General features: G+C 44.2%; 10 protein-coding genes. 5 read left to right on the top strand and 5 right to left on the bottom strand.

Features of this window, described 5'->3' with window-relative positions:
• Positions 1-213: 213 nt before the first annotated feature.
• From AM506_RS02140 to AM506_RS02155, 4 genes are all read left to right on the top strand, one after another.
• The gene (locus tag AM506_RS02140) at positions 214-1,974 is read left to right on the top strand and encodes an alpha-glycosidase (RefSeq protein WP_060670323.1); all 1,761 of its coding nucleotides are present in this window, start codon (positions 214-216) and stop codon (positions 1,972-1,974) included.
• Between the two features lie 116 nt (positions 1,975-2,090).
• The gene (locus AM506_RS02145) at positions 2,091-3,446 is read left to right on the top strand and encodes an MATE family efflux transporter (protein WP_060670326.1); all 1,356 of its coding nucleotides are present in this window, start codon (positions 2,091-2,093) and stop codon (positions 3,444-3,446) included.
• Positions 3,447-4,341: 895 nt separating this feature from the next.
• The gene (locus tag AM506_RS02150; RefSeq protein WP_060670328.1) at positions 4,342-4,683 is read left to right on the top strand and encodes a P-II family nitrogen regulator; all 342 of its coding nucleotides are present in this window, start codon (positions 4,342-4,344) and stop codon (positions 4,681-4,683) included.
• A 62-nt stretch (positions 4,684-4,745) separates the two neighbouring features.
• Entirely contained in the window at positions 4,746-6,131 is a 1,386-nt protein-coding gene (locus AM506_RS02155; protein ID WP_060670330.1) for an ammonium transporter, read from the top strand.
• 108 nt (positions 6,132-6,239) lie between these two features.
• On the opposite strand, the gene AM506_RS02160 is transcribed toward AM506_RS02155, so the two are convergent.
• From AM506_RS02160 to asnB, 4 genes are all read right to left on the bottom strand, one after another.
• Positions 6,240-7,076 (bottom strand): phytoene/squalene synthase family protein, encoded by an 837-nt coding sequence (locus AM506_RS02160; RefSeq protein WP_060670332.1) that lies wholly within the window; start codon positions 7,074-7,076, stop codon positions 6,240-6,242.
• The gene (locus tag AM506_RS02165) at positions 7,042-8,544 is read right to left on the bottom strand and encodes a phytoene desaturase family protein (protein WP_060670334.1); all 1,503 of its coding nucleotides are present in this window, start codon (positions 8,542-8,544) and stop codon (positions 7,042-7,044) included. Before AM506_RS02165 ends, AM506_RS02160 begins: the two co-directional genes overlap by 35 nt.
• A complete protein-coding gene (locus AM506_RS02170; protein ID WP_060670336.1) occupies positions 8,541-10,064 on the bottom strand; it encodes a phytoene desaturase family protein in 1,524 nt (507 codons plus the stop codon). The genes AM506_RS02165 and AM506_RS02170 overlap by 4 nt, the downstream gene beginning before the upstream one ends.
• 329 nt (positions 10,065-10,393) lie before the next feature.
• Complete coding sequence (gene asnB, locus AM506_RS02175) at positions 10,394-12,250, bottom strand: asparagine synthase (glutamine-hydrolyzing) (protein ID WP_200908401.1); 1,857 nt, start codon at positions 12,248-12,250, stop codon at positions 10,394-10,396.
• Between the two features lie 148 nt (positions 12,251-12,398).
• Between asnB and AM506_RS02180 the strand changes: the two genes are divergently transcribed.
• The gene (locus tag AM506_RS02180) at positions 12,399-12,962 is read left to right on the top strand and encodes a DUF2777 family protein (RefSeq protein WP_060670340.1); all 564 of its coding nucleotides are present in this window, start codon (positions 12,399-12,401) and stop codon (positions 12,960-12,962) included.
• Positions 12,963-13,021: 59 nt separating this feature from the next.
• Here AM506_RS02180 and AM506_RS02185 read toward each other — a convergent pair whose 3' ends face one another.
• Positions 13,022-15,934 (bottom strand): bifunctional diguanylate cyclase/phosphodiesterase, encoded by a 2,913-nt coding sequence (locus tag AM506_RS02185; protein ID WP_060670342.1) that lies wholly within the window; start codon positions 15,932-15,934, stop codon positions 13,022-13,024.
• Between the last annotated feature and the right edge of the window lie 106 nt (positions 15,935-16,040).

A 16,040-nucleotide genomic window follows, 5' to 3' on the forward strand; every position in this document is an offset into this window, starting at 1 on the left:
CTCTAAAGATATCGCTTACATTCTTTTGTGAAAACGATTGCACAACCTACTTCTTATTATACAAACTAAATCTCCTTTGACAATACTTTTTTTGAAAATTTTTGCGTTTCGCTTGAAAGTAAAGAAAACGTTTTACTAGTTTGACTGCCTTTCATTGACAACATTGTTGGTTTGGAATACTCTTTAATGGAATGAATAAGAGGAGGATATACGATGCTACTGGAAGCCATCTATCATAGACCGAAAGATAATTATGCATACGCTTGCACAAAAAGTGAATTACACATACGGATTCGCACAAAGAAGAATGACGTTGAAACCGTCACGCTCCTGCATGGAGATCCTTATCAATGGGAAAACGGACAATGGCTATATGATCGTAAGGAAATGGTTTTGACCGGAACGGATCAGTTGTTTGATTATTGGTTCGCTTCCGTCTCCCCTCCTTTCAGACGGCTCCGCTATGGTTTTATCCTCGATGACGAAACACAAGAAGTCTTTTATGGAGAAAAAGGATTTAACGAGGCCCCTTCTACTGATATAGGGGATTATTTCTGCTTCCCGTTCCTGAATGCCATCGATGTCTTCGAAGCACCCCAATGGGTGAAGGATACGGTCTGGTATCAAATCTTCCCTGAGCGCTTCGCAAATGGGAATACGGACAATGATCCAGAAGGAACACTGGAGTGGAATAGCACAGAGCCCACTCCGACCAATTTTTTCGGAGGGGACTTAGAAGGCGTCATCCAGAACATACCTTATCTAAAAGAGCTTGGGATCTCCGGGATCTACTTTACCCCGATCTTCAAAGCGCACTCCAATCATAAATACGACACGATCGATTATTTCGAAATCGATCCGCAGTTCGGGACGAAAGAAACATTGAAGGAATTAATTAAGGTTTGTCACGAGAATGATATTAAAGTCATGCTGGATGCCGTCTTTAATCATAGCGGTTTTTACTTTGACCAGTTTCAGGATGTACTTGAAAAGGGTGAAGACTCGCCTTATAAAGAGTGGTTTCACGTAAACGAATTCCCTTTGGATATCGAAAGTTCGCCCCCTAATTATGATACCTTTGCATTCGAACCTTCCATGCCGAAATTAAATACTGAAAATGAAGAGGTCCGCAATTATCTATTGGAAGTTGGGCGCTACTGGATTAAGGAATTCGATATCGATGGATGGCGTCTCGATGTCGCGAATGAAGTCGATCACCACTTCTGGCGTGAATTCCGAAAAGAAGTAAAAAGTATTAAACCGGATTTATATATCTTAGGGGAAATTTGGCACGATTCCATGCCCTGGCTGCGGGGAGATCAATTCGATGCTGTCATGAACTATCCTTTTACGACCAACCTATTGAATCTGTTCGCTCACCAGACCATTTCAGCTTCTCAGTTTGCAGAAAACATGACGGCTGTCGTTCATATGTACCCTAAGAATGTTAATGAAGTGAATTTCAACCTTGTCGGGAGTCATGATACACCACGCGTATTGACAGAATGCGGCGAAGATATCCGACGCGTTAAACAAATCTACACGTTCATGCTCACCTTCACCGGCACACCTTGTATTTATTATGGTGACGAAATCGGTCTGACTGGTGAACAGGATCCAGGGTGCCGTAAATGTTTTCCTTGGGAACAGGAGCTCCATAACGAGGAGCTCTTCGGGCATATACAGAAACATATCGCCCTTCGCAAGAAATACCCATTGTTAAGCAACGAAGGAAATCTGGCGTTTTTACCCGGTGATCTCCATGACCATTGCCTTTCATTCACCAAGTCAAACGGAGAGGAAACAATCTTTGTTCTATTAAACTGCGGCGAAGAATCTACCACCTACTCCCTTCCTTTTGAGTTAAAAGGAAAGAAAATCACCAATCTGTGGAACGGGGAAGATTTTGCCGCCGAAGCAGAGTCCATCGAAGTCGCACTCGACGGGTATGGATTTGCCATCCTGAATTTTTAATGATGCTTACTTTCTAAAGAGCGGGACTAGGCCTTGACGGTTAGTCCCCTTATCTATTTAAATTGTATCGGATGCCTGGGGTGCACCTATCCCCGGCAAGCAAAAGGAGAAAATCTATGAGCAATAATCAAAAAAATATGACCCTCTTTGCCTTGACTTGGCCGATTTTCATTGAAATCTTTCTCCACATGTTGATGGGAAATGCCGATACGTTAATGCTAAGTCAGTATTCTGATGATTCTGTAGCAGCCGTCGGGGTTTCCAATCAAATCCTTTCTCTCATCATCGTTATGTTTGGATTTGTCGCGACGGGTACAGCCATCCTCGTGGCCCAGCATCTGGGGGCGGATGAGAATCGCATGGCAGGGGAAGTGTCGATCGTTTCCATTGCTGTCAATCTACTATTTGGACTCTTACTGAGTATCGCCCTTATATTTTTCAGTAAGCCGATCTTATTATCGATGGATCTCCCGCGTTCACTAATGAATGAAGCTTCATCCTATTTGAAAATCGTCGGAGGCTTTGCTTTCATCCAGGCCTTGATCATGACTGCGGGAGCCATCATGAGGAGCTACGGCTATACAAAAGACGCCATGTATATCACAATCGGCATGAACATTGTCAATGTGATCGGAAACTACTTATTTATATTCGGACCATTCGGTGTCCCTGTATTAGGCGTGGAGGGTGTGGCCATTTCCACCATCACCTCGAGACTGATCGGATTCATCGTGAGTATCATCGTGATCAGGAAGCGGATACCCAATGCTCTTCCAATCAGAAGACTATTCAAGCTCCCCGTCTCTCACGTTAAAAATTTATTACGGATCGGAATCCCCTCTGCAGGAGAGCATCTATCCTATAACGGGTCACAAATGGTCATTACCTATTTCATTGCGAGTATAGGAACCAATGCTCTTACGACGAAGGTATATGCCCAGAACCTGATGATGTTCATTTTCTTATTCAGCGTCGCCATCAGCCAGGGGACACAGATCATCATCGGTCATATGATTGGAGCGAAACAATTTGACAGTGCCTATGAACGTTGTTTAAAAAGCTTAAAGATTGCTATTATCATTTCTCTTATCATGGCCGGAATTTTCTCTGTAGCAGCGGAGCCGCTTCTACGCATCTTTACAAGCAACGTAGAAATCATTTCCCTTGGTAAAACATTGATCTACCTGACCATCATTCTCGAACCGGGCCGAAGCTTTAATTTAGTTGTCATAAACGCACTAAGGGCAACAGGTGACGTTCGCTTCCCGGTCTACATGGGGATATTATCCATGTGGGGAGTAAGCGTCACGCTTTCCTATATCCTCGGAATCTGGTTCGGACTCGGACTAATCGGAATCTGGATCTCCTTCATCGCCGATGAATGGCTGCGGGGCATCATCATGCTCAAACGCTGGCGATCCAAAGTATGGATCCATAAACGATTTGTCCAACATGATAAAAACGCAGTTTAGAGGGACGGACCTTCCTTCAGATGGCATTTAAAAACGAACAATCAAGAAATTAGTTAGGATCACTTGTTACACCGCTTTTGATTTCCGTGCAAGACTTCGCTTTCCTCGGGCGGAAGGCAAGCCTCCTCGTCACTGACGTTCCTGCGGGGTCTTACCTATTCCGCATTTCCCGTAGGAGTCTTCGTCTTGCACTCCAATCAAAAGCTAGGATCTGCTCTATACAGTGTATATGCTTTAGCAATAATATTAAAAGTCCCATTTCACCATGTTTGTTGTTATTCATACAAAGACTTTATAGTTTTCGGATGTTCAATCATTTGGAGTGTGTTGGAGCATACTGAGTCATTCACATCAGGTATGAAAAAGTATTTGAATAAGTAACGGTAATTGAACACTGAGAATAAGGTTTGCTGTATGCAATGGTGGTCACTACAATGTGAAAGTGAAACACTTACGCTTGGAAAGTTGATTGGAGCGGAAGTTGCTCGACTCCTGCGGGAAACGCTGGACAGGTGAGACCCCGCAGGCGCAGCCGAGGAGGCTCACCGCCAGCCCCGCGGAAAGCGAGCAACTGGAGCGGAAATCAACCACCACTCACTACATTCAAAACCAACAGTATTTACGTAAACAGCTAAATGATAAATCCGAACGATTTCGAATGATCGTTCGGATTTCCTATTAACTAAACTCTTTTGTCTTAACCTCTTTTTTCTCCAAATGAAAACGCACTCATTTATAAATGTTAAGTTTTTTTACATAAAAACGCTTTCATTATAAATTAATACTTGAACTTTTGTTATTTTCTGAATATGATAAATGATATAACTTACTCATGTCATAAAACCTAACATCAAGATTCGCTTTAAATACTAAAATACAAAAGGAGGAAATTACAATGAAAAAAGTAGAAGCCATTATTCGTGCAGAAGCTTTCTTGTCCCTGCGAGAAGCGTTATGCCTTCGCGGATTCAGCGGCCTGACTGTATCAGAGGCAGCTGGGTGTGGAAAGCAGAAAGGTAAGCAGGGGATATTCAGGGGGAATAAATTTGAACTGCAGCTAGTCCCCCGCGTAAAGGTGGAAATGATCGTCGACGATGGTCAGGTGGAAGACATCATCGATCTCATCGTTGAACACTGCAGTACGGACACCGTAGGAGACGGAAAGATCTTCATCTATCCCGTAGAAGATGTCATTCGCATACGTACAGGCGAACGTGGTAAAAAAGCCGTTTTGTAAATCACTTCTTTCTTTACTCAACCAATAAACCGCTTCACCAAACCAATACTGGAGGGATTCCATTGATTAGAAAAATTTCGTCGCTTCTGTTTCTGTCACTTTTTGTGAGCACTACCGCTTTCGCTGCGGCCCCTACCGCAGAATCTGTTCAAGCATCCGTCGACTCCCTGTGGGTCATGATCGCTGCAGTCCTTGTGTTCTTCATGCATGCCGGATTCGCCATGGTCGAGACCGGATTCACCCGTGCCAAGAACTCCCTTAATATCCTCATGAAAAACTTCTTAACTGTCGCCATCGCTTCTGTTCTTTATTTCATCGTTGGGTTCGGGTTCATGTTCGGAGGGTCATCAGGTGGCGTCATTGGTACGGACAGCTTTTTCCTATCAGGACGTGAAGACATCGGTTTCTTCTTATTTCAATCCGTATTTGCCGCTACATGTGCCACGATCATTTCCGGTGCCGTGGCTGAACGCATGAAACTCAAAAGCTATATCCTCTTGACCATTGCCATGACAGGAATCATCTATCCGATCGTCGGACATTGGGTGTGGGGCGGCGGCTGGCTATCCGAGCTTGGTTTCGTCGATTTCGCCGGCTCTACTGTCGTCCATTTAACAGGTGCAGTAGGCGCGTTCATCACGGTCTTATTCCTTGGAGCCCGTGTTGGAAAATACAGCAAAGGAAAAGTGAATGTCATCCCGGGCCATAATATTCCGATCGGGGCACTCGGTGTGTTCATCCTCTGGTTCGGCTGGTTCGGATTTAATGGGGGAAGCAGCCTGGCCGCTGATCCCTCCCTTGTTCCACACGTCATCACGACGACCTTATTTTCAGCTTCGGCAGCCATTCTTTCATCCGCTTTTTACACGTTGATCCGGTTTAAACGGATTGATCCATCCCTTACATTAAATGGTGCCCTCGGCGGACTAGTAGGTATCACTGCCGGCTGTGCCAATGTATCACTGGCAGGTTCCCTCATTATCGGCCTGATTGCAGGAGTCATACTGGTTGAAGCCGTCACACTGATCGATTCGAAATTGAAAGTCGATGATCCAGTCGGAGCCATTGCCGTTCACGGAATTTGTGGAATATGGGGTACCGTCGCTGTCGGATTGTTCGACGTTCAGAACGGGCTTTTATATGGCGGAGGTGCTGCTTTGGTCGCCACTCAAGCTCTCGGAGTGTTGGCCGTCATCGCCTGGACATCTTTCACCGTTGGTGGATTCCTATTCATCGTAACGAGGGTATCAAGTATTCGCGTTTCCCGCGAAGAAGAACTGTCAGGACTTGATTTTACAGAGCACGGTTCCAATGCCTATGAATTAAAGGATACCGTGTTGGAGTCGAACGTTTCTTCCGCTTCCCCATTTGGATCTGACTTAGTCGAGCGATTGAACTCGATCGGAACGGGAAAAGTGAGTGACATGAAGCAACGGAATACAATCTAAATTGAGTAAGAGCTGCTTTATGCGGCTCTTTTTTCTTTTCCTAAAATGATTGCTGGACAACAATAAGCTCATATGGAAGGCATCAGTGCAGCCTCCATACGAGCTTATTTAAGAGATGGATGATATGATTTTCTCTTTTACATCTTTTGATACGAAATGTTTCTTGGAAAAAACATTATAGTGACTGTTTCTAACCTCGGAAAGAATCGCACGGTATAATAGGGCAGCACCCTTTACCGGGGTTCTCGAATACACAGGATAAAGATTCATGGTACGAAAAGCTTTTTCATAGTAATCTTCTGCAAGTCGGGCCATTTCTTCCCATATGGACTGAAAGGCGTCGTTGATTCTATGTTCTTTTAAATCCGTTACGGTATATTCATATTTCACTAAAAGATCCTGAGGGATGTATAATCTGCCCCTTTCAAGATCCTCGCCGATATCTCTTAAGATATTCGTCAGCTGCATGGCATAACCAAGATAGATTCCATCTTCCCTCAATAGCTGTTCTTTGCCTGGGGCAAGGATGGGCAGGAGCATTAAACCCACAGTGCTTGCTACGTGATACGAATAGTCAAGGACATCGTCCATTTTCACGTAGACCCTTTCACTAAGGTCCATCCTTTGCCCCTTTATCATGTCCCGGAAAGCCCCGACATCCATGTTAAATCGTTTAAACACATCATCCAATGCAATCCACATCGGCTCATTTTGAGGATAATATCCGCTTAAATACGATTCAAATTCCATCTCGAATCGCCTTAATTCCTCTGAAGGATTCGTGCCCTCGTCAACGATATCATCCACTTTGCGACAAAAGGCATACACAGCCCACACAGCCTTCTTTTGGTCTTTCGGCAGTAAGGAAAAAGCTCTGTAAAATGTTTTGGAATGAACCTTTATGATATTCTCACAGTGATCGTATGCTTCCAAGATCTTGTTCATGTAAGGACACATCCTTCCTTTCTGATTCTGTTTTACAATGTTCTTTAAAGGCTTGGGCAACGAGCTTCGCACCCTGCATGACAATCGGTACTCCTCCGCCAGGGTGAATGGATGCTCCGACAGCAAAGATGTTCTTCTCCGGAAAGGGTTGTACCTGGGGTCTGAACGGACCGGATTGACCCAAACTTGGCGCAATTCCGAAGCTCCCCCCTGAATACAGCCCCTCTTGTAATGCCTCTTCAGGCGTCCTGATTTTCATCCACGTAATCCGCTTTCTCAGTTCTTCGAATCCCCTTTCCTCCATTGTATCCAATACCTGGTTGGAAAGAAATTCTGAAGCTTCTTTCCAGTCCGCTTTATCCGACACCGGAACCGGTATGAGGACATAAAGGACGCTCTTACCTCCAGGGGCAAGTGAAACATCGACCTTGGAAGGATTAAATACGTAAAAGGAAGGTTCTTTAGGAATTCTCTTATTCTTGAAAATATCCTCCATGTTCCCGGAGAAATCTTCATTCAAATAAAATTGATGCATTTCCTTGTCATCATACTTCCCATCGATCCCCATATATAAAAGCACACAGCCGGAAGAAGGCTTATATGGTTTTGGTGCTTCTTTCTTTACTAATTTTGATGCCGTAGGGAAATCTCCGTTAATGATGACCGAATCGACCGGCTCCCTGTGCTCTCCAAGGATGATATGAGTCGCTTTCCCTTCCTTCGTTTCGATTTCTGAGACAGGTGAGGACGTCTTGATCGTGACGCCATGCAGGTTGCACGCTTCCCTCACATGGTCCAGTAAACCCGCATATCCCCCTTTTATATAGTAGATGCCGTGCTTGTGTTCACTGAAGGACACCAGGCTGTAGATCGCCGGAGTCGTGTAGGGATTCCCACCGATATACAGTGTTTGCAGTCCATAGGCTGTCTGCAGCTTCCCGTGATGGAAATAATGCTTTAAGTTTCCCATCACATTGCGGTAAGCCTTTAGCTTAAGCAACGACCCAAGCGTTTGAGTATTGAGATAATCCCTCGTTTTCAGAAAAGACGTTTCAAGAAATTGTGGCATCCCGATTGCAAATCGTTCATCCATATCGCTCATGAATTGTAGAAACCCTTCTTCATCGCCGGGGAACTTCTCCTTGATCTCTTCATATTGCTTATGGATATCGGCATACTTCCTATACGTTTGCCCATCTGCAAAATGAACGTCATAGAGGGGATCACAGCGGATGAATTCTATTTCATTCGTGTCTATTCCTGCTTCTGAAAGAATGGAAAGGAGCATCTCTGGCAGGAGGACAATGGTAGGTCCCTTATCAATCTTGTATTCCCCTTCTTGAACAAAGGCAAGACGTCCACCTATCGTCGGCTCTTTCTCATAGACCGTGACGTCGTGACCATCTTTCGCGAGTAACAATGCCGAAATCAATCCACCAATCCCTGATCCTACGACTGCTGTTTTCATAAAGCTTCCTCCATCGTTTCTTCTTTAGTGAACGAATACGAAGGGTCTTCATTCATCAACATATTGGTCGTGATCCTGGCTGATTCTAATATGGTAGGCAGTCCGCTCCCCGGATGAGTACCCCCGCCGACTAACCAGCAGTGTTCAAGTTCTTCAAATTTGTTATGTGGGCGGAGTGCCATCATTTGCGTTAATTGGTGGCCAAGATTGAAGGTGGCACCTTCATAAATATTGAAATCCGTCTCCCAGTGATGGGGTGAGATGATCTTTTCTACCTTGATATGATCGCGGATATTCTCTAAACCTGTCTTGCTCTCCACTGCATCCAATACCAGATCCCGGAACGTTTGTTCATTCTCTGTCCAATCAATCCCGCTTACATTATTAGGGACCGGGGCAAGGATGTATAATGTTGAATGTCCGGGCGGCGCCAGTGTTGGATCCGTCACTGAGGCATTTTGAATATAAATGGAAGGATCCTCCGAGAGGGTAAATGTCTTCGTTATCTCCTCTACATTTCGCCTGTAATCCTCCGCAAACACGATGCTGTGATGGGGGAGATCATATTGTTTATCAAGCCCAAGATAAATCATGAACGTGGAACAGGAGTATTTTTTCTTCTTCAGCTTTTCTTTACTGTATTTTTTCAAGACCCCATCTTCCACCAGGTTGGTCATGACATGTGCAAAGTCCCCGTTGATGATCACTTCATCTGCGGCAATTCTTTCTCCATCCTCTGTTATGATCCCTTTTACGTCATTACCGTCTTCAATCCACAGCTTCTTGACGCCAGACCCGAGATGGATTGAGCCTCCATGCTCCTCTACCACTCTTGCCATGGCTTTCGATAGTTGATTCAATCCGCCGATCGGGTGAAAGATACCGTATTCGTGCTCCATGAAAGACAGGATTGAAAATGCGCCGGGACACTCCCATGGGGACATACCCAAATACTTGGACTGGAAGGTGAACGCCAAACGCAATTCATGTTCTGTAAAGTAATCACTTAACACGTTGTATAGGGATTTACCCAAGGATAATTGAGGAAGTGCCCTCAAGACTTTCCAACTGATATATTGATAATATCGATCCATCGGGCTCTGTAAAATCGGTTTCAGCCTTTCCATTTTTTTACGTGTATCATTCATGAAACGCGAATAGCCCTCTGCATTCCCTGGATAATGTCGTTCGATTTCCCCCGATAACGCTTCGGGATCTTTATACATTTTTACTTTTTTATCTTTAAAAATGAGTTCATACATCATGGAAAGCTCCCGCAGGTCAACATAATCATGAAGATTCCTTCCAGACGCCTCGAATAATTCTTCTGCTATTTCCGGCATGCTGAGGAATGTAGGTCCAATATCGAATGTATAACCATCCATCGTGACAGAACCATTCCGTCCGCCCACAAATGTTTGCTTCTCATAGATTTCTACTTTGTAACCCTTACTGGCAAGAAGCATTGCCGCGGCCAGGCCCCCAGGACCTGCACCAATGACGATTATCTTTTCGGCCATTGTTATAGCCTCCAATGTATTTTATTTGTACAATTATTATACAACACTTATACAATTGTTTTCCACTATGAAGAAACAATAAACTTTATTTTTCCAATTAAATTTGTTTTTTCCTCAATTTTGAACTTGTCCTACATTCAATAAACCCTTTAGAACTGTAACCGTATTTCGCTTTCCATCATTTTGTTGCTACTTAGCAACATAATTCAATCCTGAACAAATAAGAGGCATAGTAAAGGATTCTATCCTTTACTATGCCTCCATTTCAATCATTCATACTTTCATTCTATGTTTGTACCTGTCTCTAAATTCTTGCTCCATCCATTGCTCTACTCCACAATTTCAATATTATAATCCTTGAACCATACATGGATCTGGGCGAGGTGGGCAAGTAGTTGGGGACCGGTCATGAGTTGGCCGTACCAGGGGACTTCAAAGGCTGCTCCGCCGGTTGCGACGATTTCCTTCAGTTTTTCTTCGTCAAATAATTCATAGAGAATGCTTGATTTGTCTTCCAGGATTTCATTGAGCCAGTCACCGACTAATTTGGTGTACTCCGGGTGATGGGTTTTCGGGTAAGGGCTTTTCTTTCGATAAAGGACTTCATGGGGAAGAACGCCTTCAAGTGCCTTTCTAAGAATGCCTTTTTCCCTGCCTTCGTGCATTTTCATCTCCCACGGGATGTTCCACACATACTCTACAAGTCTATGATCGGCAAACGGCACCCTTACTTCGAGGCTCGCTCCCATACTCATGCGGTCCTTTCTATCCAGCAAGGTCGTCATGAACCATAGTAAATTCAAATAGAATAATTGTCTCCTTTTGGTCTCCACTTCATTTTCCCCTTCTAACAACGGGGTTTCGGCAACCGTGCGATCATACTGTTCCAGTACATATTCCTCGAGGTTCAATTTCTTACTCCACTCTTCTTTGAGAAGACCCTGTCGTTCCTCTGTGGAACGCATCCATGGAAATCCTCTGCGGTTAAAATCTTCCGGCCGGTGAAACCAAGGATACCCTCCGAAGATTTCATCTGCACATTCACCTGACAGCCCAACGGTAAAGTCTTCTTTGATTTCCCTGCAAAACCACAAGAGAGATGAATCTACATCGGCCATTCCCGGAAGGTCCCTTACATGAACCGCTTCGATCAGATGGTCCTTTAACTCTTGTTGGCTGATCTCACATTTGTGATGAATCGTGTCGAATTCAGCTGTCATCTTTTCAATCCAAGGGGCATCGGAGTTCGGTTGGAAATCATCCGCTTTAAAGTATTGATCATTTTCTTCATAGTCTATGGAGTACGTATGAAGACTCCCTTTACCCTCTGCTTTATATGAATTTGCTGCCACTGCCGTTATGGCGCTGGAATCGAGTCCTCCCGATAAGAATGTGCATAGCGGCACATCGGAAACAAGCTGCCTCTGTATGGCATCTGTAAGCAGAAAACGGACTTTCGAGACCGTTTCGATGAACGAATCCGTATGCTCCTCACTTTTTACATTCCAGTATCTCCATATATTCAAACCTTCCTTGGAGAAGATCATGCTATGGGCGGGACGCAGTTCCTTCACCCCTTTGAAGACCCCATTCCCTGGGGTGCGGGATGGACCGAGCCCCAGCACTTCTGAAAGTCCCTGCAGGTCCACCTGTGGCAAAACAGTTGGATGGGCAAGTAAAGCTTTGATTTCTGAACCAAACAGGATACCGCCATCCTTTTCAACATAAAATAAAGGCTTTACCCCCATTCTGTCCCTGCCTATAAATGCATGCTCCTTCTCACTATCCCATACAGCAAAGGCGAAAATCCCATTCAGATGGTGGACACATTCTTCCCTCCACTCAATATATGAGGTCAACAGGACCTCGGTATCAGAGTGGCCTTTGAAGGTATATCCCTTCTCTATAAGTATTTGTCTCAAATCTTCTGTATTGTAAAGTTCTCCGTTATAGCAAATGGTGAAAAGGTGTCCGTTATGGTCGAGGCTCATAGGCTGCCTTCCTCCTGCCGGGTCGACTACGATTAATCGTTTATGACCGAACGCAACATGCTGGTCAACCCAGACATTCGTTTCATCAGGCCCTCTTTTAGAAAGGGTTTCAGCCATTTTTTCAACAACATCTTTTTCATTGGACATATCTTGTTTATAATGGATCCAACCTGTAATTCCGCACATAGTGATCATCCTCACTTTCTAGTCAAACAAACTGGGCTCACTGACACATAAATTATTCTATGCCCCGAAAGAGAAATGGTTAATTGTCTCAATCAATCTTTACATGAATGAAATATGATAATTATGACAAGAAATGTAGTTAAGGAGGGATATTCACTTGAGCAACATATTTCGATCAAACATTTTAAAATCCCAAAAAAGATCTTTTTCCGAAGGCACTGCTTTATTTGAAGAAGATACATGGTTCTTTTTCGAGATCGACGCCGAGGAAGAGTCTGAGCTCGAATTTTACCTCAATCATGAACTGAAAGTGTATAGAGATGGAGAATGGCTTTCCGGAGTTCTCTTAGAAGATGGTATCATCGTCACCCCCTATGAGCGAATAAGAATCGAGAATGGTGATCGAATTCAAATAAAGAAGAATATATTGTATTCGTTGGAAAATTTATTGGAAGAGATTTCTGATGATGCCTTTCATCAGTTTACAACAGCCTTGAATAACCTGGGCTATTCGATTTATGACAGTATCTTTTGCCATAACCACCTTGTATTCCTCGGAAACCAAAAGATCAAGGAAGGCGTAAACTTCATCACTTTCGATAACGGTGTGGAAGTATGCGCAGTCCAGCATCATTTCACCTACTACAAAAAGAAACGCGACCGCTTTGAATTTACTTTAAGTACGGGTAGACGAATTGTGATTGAAAGTTTCAACATTTGATCCGTTACATCAAAAAGACAAATGCCTGTCAGGTTAGGTACCCGACAGGCATTTGCCTTTTATATATCCAGGTTTGTCACGAGGTGCATTTTCGTTAAAAATGTGTTCATTTTCTCCAATGGCATGGGCCGCTCGATTAGAAAGCCTTGAGCAAAGTCACAGCCAAGCTGTTTCAGTAATTCCAATTGTCCGGGGGTTTCCACACCTTCAGCCACCACTTTCATGTTCAACCCCTTACCCATGGTGGATATGGATTGAACGATCGCTACATCAGGTGTATGATCGCTCATATTCTGTACAAACGAACGATCGATCTTCAGTATATGAAGGGGCAGATGCTTCAAATAACTTAAAGAAGAATAACCCGTGCCGAAATCATCAATCGCAAGCTTCACCCCAAGATCAGCAAGTGATTTCATGGCGTCGATGGTACGCGAGGCATCATGCAGCATGATCGTTTCAGTCAGCTCCAAGCAAAGATATTCTGCCGGCAGACCGGATATTGCCAACGCTTCTTCCACATCATTCAGAAACGTAGGGTGCTGGAATTGCCGTGCTGAGACGTTCACAGAAATATAGAACTTCCCCGCATCTCGATCTATCCACTCTTTTAACTGTATACAGGACTCGACCAGGACCCATTTTCCGATATCATGAATCAGCCCTGTTTCTTCTGCCAGTGGGATGAATTCACCCGGCGAGATCAACCCCCAGGATGGATGCTGCCATCTGAGTAATGACTCACAGCCGATCAGGGATTGACTCTGTATGTTAATGATGGGTTGAAATGCGATGAACAACTCCTGCTTCTCAATGGCTCTCCTGAGATGCGCTTCCATTTCCACTTTCCTCGTAATCTCTTCTTCCATATCCCTTGAAAAGTAAACGGTATTATTCCCACCCTTCGATTTGGCCCAATTCAGGGCAGAGTCGGCATTACGCAACAAGTCGGCAGTCTCTTCCCCATCTTGGGGATAGATGCCTGCACCGATACTGACAGATATGTAGAATTCTTTGCCCTGATAAGAAAAAGGTGCCTGCACGGTTTCCAATATATCCTGCGTGATACCTGAAATAGTTGTCCCATTCACCTCTTTGGTGAGAAGCACCGTGAATTTGTCCCCACTGAAACGGCCAAGGTAGGCGCCTTTAGGGAGAATGCCTTGAATCCTTTGGGAAAGTTCTTTAATAATGACATCCCCCACAAAATGACCAAGGGTATCATTAATCATCTTGAAACGGTCCATGTCCAGAAATAAAACCGCAAGCTGCCGTTTCTTTTTCTTCGCCCTCTGAATATGCTCATCTACGATTTCCCTGAATTTCATCTTATTAGGCAGATCGGTTTCACCGTCATAATATGCGAGCTGCGTGATTTTCTTCTCAAATTGGCGTTCTTTCGTGACATTTCTCCCTATCCCGAAGATCCCGACACATTTTCCATCAACGGTAATCGGGATATTCTTGATTTGAAAGAAATTCACCTCACCTTTCTTGGATGCAATAGGAAGATCATAGTACTGCTCCCTCCCATCCATGGCACGGTAAAAATGCCTCCTTACCCGAACCGCGTCCTCTTCCCTGATAAAGTTGAGGGCGGATTTCCCAAGAATCTCTTCCCTCGTATAACCGAATGTTTTCATAAAAGAAGGGTTGAGGGAATTAAATCGGCCATTCAGATCCGTACTGTAGACAAAATCCGTATTATTATCAAAGAGTGATCGGTAATATTCCTCTGATATCTGGATGTTTTGCGTTAATTCTTTTATGTCCTTTTCAGCTGTATTGATTAAATGGGTTAAACTCATCATCACGTCGGCTTCGGGCGTCAGTTGAAAATCGATCTTCATATCCCTGATGGGTTCACGTACACTTTCAGACAAACCAAGATACGAAAGGGAATGAGCCATGAGCTTCGGTTTCCCCCCGGTTCCGCCTAATTCTCCATATGAGAAAAAACCGGTCAAGGGTGACACCTGATTGAAAAAGGAGAGCTCCTGATTCGTTACATCCCTTATGTACCTTCTTCTGGCTACACAATTGTACACAAAATGCGTTTCTACAGGATGGCGTTTCAATCGGGATAAGAGCTTAGTTGTGGAGCGGATCGAATCCCTCACATCCACAAACCCAAACGACACCGTATCCCCTTCTGTCACTCCATGACTGAGTTCCACACTCCCGTCTGGCAGCACGTTCATGATATATACCGCAACCTTCTCATTCTCTCTCCGCAACAGAAATGGAAACTCGATCGAGGAATCAGGAAGAGCTGACACAAATCTTTCCCCTAGATACGTATCGAGGAGACGGATGGGTTTCACATGGTTGATTTCCCCAAGGATATTTCCTTTTGCTTTCGTAATAGTGAAAACGGGGCCGACTTCCTGCCACTCTTCTATACTATGGGAATGAATTTTCAATTCTTCCCCACTCAATGATGCCGTCACAAAGCCTTCACTGGTGATTTCGTCGTTCGTAAAGACATATGTCGGTCTTTTATCCGGCAAATCGGAAGATACCCCACCGGCGATGACGATTTCGTCCCCTCTTTCGGACACCCCTTCCAGAAATTCCTGAACCCCCAGATGTAAGTGACTCGCAAAGACGATGAACGCTTTGGTGTCGGATTGCCCCAAAACTCCGGTTAATTGTTGACCGAGTTGTTTACTCGACCCTGACCTTTCTTGTAAGAGGGACTCAATCACGGTTACTTCAAATATCGTAAATGATAAGACGATCTCTGAAACAATCGACCCTCCTATGACTTGACCGTTCGAGTTGCAGCCAATGAGGGTCCCACGTGGGAGAATGCGGTTAATGTGACGTTGCAGACCTTTTATGACCGCTAACGGGGAATCGCCGACAAATGCCTGGATCAGGAGGGAGGGATATTGATCTATACCGTGCTCTTGAATAAATTGGTTTAAGGAATGTTCATCATTATATATGTATTGAAAGGACTTCACCATTTTCTACACCTACTTGAAAGACATCGTTTCTATCAAAGTACCACAATTCGACAGATTTGGATATCCATTTATATGAAAATAGTAGCAGTTCATTTCCTTCACCTGC

The organism is Rossellomorea vietnamensis (assembly GCF_001305855.1).
In the GTDB taxonomy this organism is placed as follows: Bacteria; Bacillota; Bacilli; order Bacillales; family Bacillaceae_B; genus Rossellomorea; species Rossellomorea vietnamensis_A.

What these genes read in the sequence shown, in the direction of transcription:
- AM506_RS02140 (WP_060670323.1), top strand. Translation starts at nt 214, where the DNA reads ATGCTACTGGAAGCCATCTATCATAGACCGAAAGATAATTATGCATAC.
- AM506_RS02145 (WP_060670326.1), top strand. Translation starts at nt 2,091, where the DNA reads ATGAGCAATAATCAAAAAAATATGACCCTCTTTGCCTTGACTTGGCCG.
- AM506_RS02150 (WP_060670328.1), top strand. Translation starts at nt 4,342, where the DNA reads ATGAAAAAAGTAGAAGCCATTATTCGTGCAGAAGCTTTCTTGTCCCTG.
- AM506_RS02160 (WP_060670332.1), bottom strand. Translation starts at nt 7,076, where the DNA reads ATGAACAAGATCTTGGAAGCATACGATCACTGTGAGAATATCATAAAG.
- AM506_RS02165 (WP_060670334.1), bottom strand. Translation starts at nt 8,544, where the DNA reads ATGAAAACAGCAGTCGTAGGATCAGGGATTGGTGGATTGATTTCGGCA.
- AM506_RS02170 (WP_060670336.1), bottom strand. Translation starts at nt 10,064, where the DNA reads ATGGCCGAAAAGATAATCGTCATTGGTGCAGGTCCTGGGGGCCTGGCC.
- asnB (WP_200908401.1), bottom strand. Translation starts at nt 12,250, where the DNA reads ATGATCACTATGTGCGGAATTACAGGTTGGATCCATTATAAACAAGAT.
- AM506_RS02185 (WP_060670342.1), bottom strand. Translation starts at nt 15,934, where the DNA reads ATGGTGAAGTCCTTTCAATACATATATAATGATGAACATTCCTTAAAC.